This is a genomic window from Natrinema soli (assembly GCF_028618695.1).
Genome location: NZ_JAQIVI010000158.1, coordinates 1 through 5,184, shown reverse-complemented (window position 1 = coordinate 5,184; position 5,184 = coordinate 1). Strand labels below are relative to the sequence as shown.

The window sequence follows — 5,184 nt, the reverse complement described above, 5'->3', positions numbered from 1 at the left end:
GGCCGGCCGTCGCGATGCCGGTCGCGAGGCCGCGGCGGCGCTGGAACCAGCGCGGGACCGTGGCGTAAGAGACCACGTAGATCACGCCGAGTCCGATCGCCGTGAGGACACCGTAGGCGAACAAGAGCCCAGCATACGACTCCGTCTGACTCGTCCAGATGCCACCGATCGCGAGCATGACCGCACCGAACGCCAGCAGTCGCCGGACACCGAACCGGTCGGCGAGTACGCCCAGAATCGCTGCCGCGAGGTAGATGACGACCGTCTGCAGGGAGAAGACGAACGAGACGGCGGATCGGGAAATCCCGAGATCCCGCTGCATCGGACCGAGGAAGACGCCGAAGGCATAAGAGAGGCCGAAGACGACGAAGGCACCGACGAAGCCGCCGGCGACGACGTACCAGCCGCGGTAGACGCGGTGATCCGCCCTCGGTTCCGTTCCGTCAACTATACCAGCGGTATCGCCGGACCGATCTGAGCCACCGTTTAGACGCATTCGATCGTACTCTTCCGCCGCGGCACATAACGCTTAACACGGCATTTGTGATCGGTTCACATATGGGGTCTGCAGAGAGGACAGCGACGACCGGGAACGTCGTCGAACGGCTCGGAAATCGAATCGCTGACATCGTCGAGCGATGGATGCCGAGCCCGTTCCTCTTCGCGATCATTCTGACTTACGTCGTGTTCCTGGTCGGGATGATCGTCGAAGGACAGGGGCCGGCGGAGATGGTCCAACACTGGTACGACGGGTTCTGGGCGTTCCTCACGTTCGCGATGCAGATGGTATTGATCATCATGACCGGGTTCGTGATCGCGTATCACCCGCGAGTCAACGACGCGCTCCGGCGGCTGGCAGCGATCCCGAACAGTAGCAGACAGGCCGTCGTCCTCGTCGGTGTCGTGTCGATGGGGCTGGCCTGGATCCACTGGGGGCTCAGTCTCGTCGTCGGCGCGATTTTCGCTCGAGAGATGGGGAAGGCCGCCTATCGGGAGGGGATCACGGTCCATTATCCGTTGCTCTGCGTGGCGGGCTACATGGGACTGGGGCTCACCTGGCACTGGGGGTTATCCGGCTCGGCACCCCTCTTGCTCGCGACGGCGGGCAACGAATTCATCGAACTCGGCGTCATCGACGAGCCGGTCGGCACGTCCGCGACGGTCTTCAGCGGGTACGCGCTCACGCTCACCGCGCTGTCAATCATCTTCGCGGCACTCGTCCTGTTCCTCTTGACGCCCTCTCCGGAACGCTCGAGGGAGATCACCGAGTACGTTCCCGAAGCCGACCTGTTCAAATCGGCCGCGGACGGTGGTACCGACGATACCGCGGTGGACGAGTCCGTAACCGAACCGGCCGCGGACGAGGGCGTGGGCGACGGCCGGGTCCCGGCCGAGCGAATCGACAACAGTCGGCTGCTGGGCGGCGTCATCGCGCTGACCGGCGTCGCGGTGATCGTCTGGGAGTTCGCGAACCGAGGGCTCGACGCGCTCGATCTCAACGTCCTGAACTTCGCGTTTCTCTTCGCTGGTCTCGCGATCTACACTCGACCGGCGGTCTACCGCGATCGGTTCGGCGACGCTGCGGACGCCGCCGCGGGGATCATCCTCCTCTTTCCGTTCTTCGCGGGCATCCAGGGCATGATGAGCGGCTCGGGACTGGCGGAAACGATGGCCGAGGGTCTACTGGCGATTTCGACGACCGAGACGTTCCCGGTCGTCGCGTGGCTCACGGCTGCGATCGTCAATCTCTTCGTCCCCTCCGGCGGCGGCGAGTGGATCGTCCTCGGGCCGCCCGTCCTCGAGGCCGCACAGGAGGTCGGCGTCCCGGTCGGGCAAGCGACCATCGCGTACGCGGTCGGAGACGCTCACACCAACCTGTTGAATCCGTTCTGGGCGCTGCCGTTGCTCGCGATCACGGAGATCCGCGCTCGAGAGATGTTCGGGTACGCCGTCACGATGTTGCTCGCGCTCATTCCGTTCCTGGCGGTCGTCCTATTCCTGCTCCCGTACTGACCGGAACGGGCTCCCCATCAGGATTCGAAACCAGCGGGTCTCGTTTACTCCGCCTCGAGTTGGCCGTCCTCGAGCCACGACCCGGCCCAGCACTCGATTTCGCCGAACACGGGCTCCAGGGACTCGCCCTTGTCGGTGAGGCTGTAGAAGGTGGCGACGGGGGCGTCTTCCTCGAGACGCCGTTCGACGAAGCCCATCTCACCGAGGTCGTCGAGCACGCGCGAGAGGGTCCGCGCGTTCGCCCCGGTCGAGCGCTTGAGTTCGTTGAAGCGCTGTTCGCCGTCCAAGAGTTCGTGGAGCACCGCCAGCCGCCACTGGGAGCCGATCTGCTCGAGGGAAGCGATGACGGGACAGGCGTCGTCGTGTTTCTCGCGGGATTTCGTTTGCGGAGATGACATCGGTGGTATCTGGTCACGGCTACGTCGCGAACCGTTTTAGTAGTTCGGTTCCGAACCGGATAACATCGTGTTAGTAGATTGCGGGCGTACATCTATGACGCCGACTGGAGATCGATCGCCGGAGGGGCCGTGATGACGGACGACGAGTCGAGCGCCGGTCATGAAACCGAGGCCCTCGAGATCGACGTCGAGGAAAACGACGGTTCGCTCTACCGAATCCTCTCGAGTGCGGTCGTCCCGCGCCCCATTGCATGGGTCAGCACCCGGAGCGAGGACGGCGTCGACAACCTCGCGCCGTACAGCTTCTTTACCGTCGCATCGGTCGAGCCGCCCGTCTTGCTGTTCGCACCGGTCGACAGCGCCGAGGGACTCAAGGATACCCCACGGAACGCCCGCGACACCGGCGAGTTCGTGGTCAACCTCGTGACCGAGGACCTCGCCGCGGCCATGAACGAAACCAGCGCCACGCTGCCCGCCGGCGAGAGCGAGTTCGATCACGCCGACCTCGAGCGGGCCGACTCGACGGCGGTCGATCCACCGCGCGTCGCGGGTTCGAACGTCGCCTTCGAGTGTACCCTCCACGACCTCGTCGACGTCGGCGGCTCGACGCTCGTCCTCGGCGAGGTTCGCCACGTTCACCTCGAGGAATCGGTGACCACCGACGGGAAGATCGACGTGGGGGAGATCGACGCCGTCGGCCGACTCGCGGGGAGTCGCTACGCGCGAACGGCCGATCGATTCTCGCTCGAGCGCCCGCCGTAGCAGTCGGCTGTCATCGGGAACCCACCGCTTCGCGCACAGCAGCGACGTACAGGTTGTGAATGGAACAATGGGTTCTGCTAGTGACTGAGTAAGATGAAGTGACCTGCAATCGTGGCAACAGGGAATCGCCACGCCCTCCCCAGCCGATTGCTACTCACGGGCCGAAGGCCCGTTCACGGGTCACCTCGTTCCCCGTTCACCTCGCGGTTCTCGCTCCCGGCAGTCGCTCCGAACCGCGCACCGTTCGTATGGTTCGCGGGACCGGAGGTCCCGCGCTAACGTTCGCGCCGCAGGGCGCTCACTCATCCACCGTCAGAGCAAGCTCTGACGAGTTGCTGAAAAATCGGATATTTTTCGCATCACGAGACGGCTTTGCCGTCTCGAACGACTTCCTCACTCTGTTCGCAAAGACCTCGCGCGACGTCGTCAGCCGGCTTCGCTGTGCTCACGGTTCCCTGCGGTCACCGCTCGCTTTCCGAGGCGCTCACTGTGTTCGCGCCTCGCGACGCTCAGCCGGCCGACAGCGCGCGCCACCGCACGCCGAATGGTCGGTCTGGAGCGAGACGCTGCTTCCCGCTATCGAACGGTCGCCGCTTCGTCCTCGAGCAGCGTTTCGATATTCTCGAGCGCTCGCAGACTGACCGGCGCTGATCCCGCGTGGTGGATCGGGAGTTCGAACGCGATCCGACAGCGGTCGTCGCCGAGGTCGTCGACGCGGTGGCCGGCGGCCGGAATTCCGGTCACGCGCCAGGCCCACCGTCGCTCCGTACACTCCGTGATCCGGAAGGGGACCCAGACGCCGGGTACTCTGACCCGTCCGGTCGTTCCGGATCGAACCCGACGATCGGTCGACTCGATGCCGCGGACGATCGGGGACCACTCCGGCCACTGCATCGTGTCGACGAGGACCTCCCAGGCGTCGGTCGCAGGGACGGGCATGACGTTCGAAACCTCGAGGCGACGGCCGTCGGGCGTTCGCGTGGTCCTGACTCGAGTCATGGTGGGTCGCTACGCGGTCCTCGACCATGGGCGTTGGCACGACGTGTCGAACGCGTCGGAATCGCCGGGATCCAGTCGATCGGTCGCACGGCAGTCGCTCACAGGCGATGACTACCCGAATTAGCAACCCTTAAAACTCGCGCACGGGTTGTGACGGGTATGGCTGGAACCATCGAAGTGCTCGTTCCGGGCGGTCAGGCCAACCCTGGCCCGCCGCTCGGTCCCGAGCTCGGACCGACCCCCGTCGACGTGCAGGCCGTCGTACAGGAAATCAACGATCAGACCGAAGCGTTCGATGGCACCGAAGTCCCCGTCACCGTCGACTACGACGATGACGGCTCCTTCGAGATCGACGTCGGCGTCCCGCCGACGGCGGCGCTCGTCAAGGACGAGGCCGGTTTCGAGACCGGTAGCGGCGAGCCCCAGAAGGATTTCGTCGCGGACCTCTCCGTCGAACAGGTCAAGACGATCGCCGAGCAGAAACACCCCGACCTGCTCGCCTACGACACGATCAACGCCGCGAAGGAAGTCGTCGGCACCTGCGCGTCGATGGGCGTCACTATCGAGGGCAACGACGCCCGCGAGTTCAAGGAACTCGTCGACAACGGCGAGTACGACGACGTGCTTGCCGACGAAGCGGCAGCGTAGTCGGCACGCGCTCGAAGCGCGAGCGGAGTGAGCGCTTCGTTGTTCTCGTGGACGGCGCGGAAGCGTAATCCACGAACGGAAATCGCGTCTTCGTTTTCGCGACTGTCAGTAGTGACGTCCGAGCCGGTCGCATCTCGAGTGCTGAGTGCGGTCGTCACGAAGCGAATCAGCGACGTGTGGATGACCAGTGACGGCCGAGGAACCGGTGTTCGAGACGTGTACTGATCGGGTTAGCGGCCGACTCGAGCACGTCAGGGGGCGAGAACGTCAGATCTTGTTCGCGGGCGGAACGGTTCGGTCGTCCGGTCGCGCCGTCCCGACGCCGCCGAACAGGACGCGAATGCTCGCACCGAGCCCGAGTGCG

Annotated in this window: 6 protein-coding genes; 3 read left to right on the top strand and 3 right to left on the bottom strand. The window is 64.9% G+C overall.

Features of this window, described 5'->3' with window-relative positions:
• Positions 1-496, bottom strand: a 496-nt coding sequence (locus PGX04_RS11390) for an MFS transporter (protein ID WP_273738616.1), incomplete at its 3' end; no start/stop codon positions are given.
• 62 nt (positions 497-558) lie between these two features.
• Here PGX04_RS11390 and PGX04_RS11385 point away from each other — a divergent pair.
• Positions 559-2,013: a short-chain fatty acid transporter gene (locus tag PGX04_RS11385; protein ID WP_273738615.1), complete on the top strand. Its 1,455-nt coding sequence runs from the start codon at positions 559-561 to the stop codon at positions 2,011-2,013.
• Positions 2,014-2,057: 44 nt separating this feature from the next.
• Here the strand turns inward: PGX04_RS11385 and PGX04_RS11380 are convergent, their stop codons facing one another.
• The gene (locus PGX04_RS11380; protein WP_273738614.1) at positions 2,058-2,411 is read right to left on the bottom strand and encodes a winged helix-turn-helix transcriptional regulator; all 354 of its coding nucleotides are present in this window, start codon (positions 2,409-2,411) and stop codon (positions 2,058-2,060) included.
• A 132-nt stretch (positions 2,412-2,543) separates the two neighbouring features.
• Between PGX04_RS11380 and PGX04_RS11375 the strand changes: the two genes are divergently transcribed.
• Positions 2,544-3,173 (top strand): flavin reductase family protein, encoded by a 630-nt coding sequence (locus tag PGX04_RS11375; RefSeq protein ID WP_273738613.1) that lies wholly within the window; start codon positions 2,544-2,546, stop codon positions 3,171-3,173.
• Between the two features lie 576 nt (positions 3,174-3,749).
• Here the strand turns inward: PGX04_RS11375 and PGX04_RS11370 are convergent.
• On the bottom strand, positions 3,750-4,172 hold the full coding sequence (locus tag PGX04_RS11370) for an SRPBCC family protein (protein WP_273738612.1): 423 nt from the start codon (positions 4,170-4,172) through the stop codon (positions 3,750-3,752).
• A 159-nt stretch (positions 4,173-4,331) separates the two neighbouring features.
• On the opposite strand from PGX04_RS11370, the gene PGX04_RS11365 reads away from it, so the two are divergent.
• The gene (locus PGX04_RS11365; protein ID WP_226040770.1) at positions 4,332-4,820 is read left to right on the top strand and encodes a 50S ribosomal protein L11; all 489 of its coding nucleotides are present in this window, start codon (positions 4,332-4,334) and stop codon (positions 4,818-4,820) included.
• Positions 4,821-5,184: the final 364 nt, after the last annotated feature.

Coding starts and splice junctions, on each gene's coding strand:
- PGX04_RS11385 (WP_273738615.1), top strand. CDS start 559: ATGGGGTCTGCAGAGAGGACAGCGACGACCGGGAACGTCGTCGAACGG.
- PGX04_RS11380 (WP_273738614.1), bottom strand. CDS start 2,411: ATGTCATCTCCGCAAACGAAATCCCGCGAGAAACACGACGACGCCTGT.
- PGX04_RS11375 (WP_273738613.1), top strand. CDS start 2,544: ATGACGGACGACGAGTCGAGCGCCGGTCATGAAACCGAGGCCCTCGAG.
- PGX04_RS11370 (WP_273738612.1), bottom strand. CDS start 4,172: ATGACTCGAGTCAGGACCACGCGAACGCCCGACGGCCGTCGCCTCGAG.
- PGX04_RS11365 (WP_226040770.1), top strand. CDS start 4,332: ATGGCTGGAACCATCGAAGTGCTCGTTCCGGGCGGTCAGGCCAACCCT.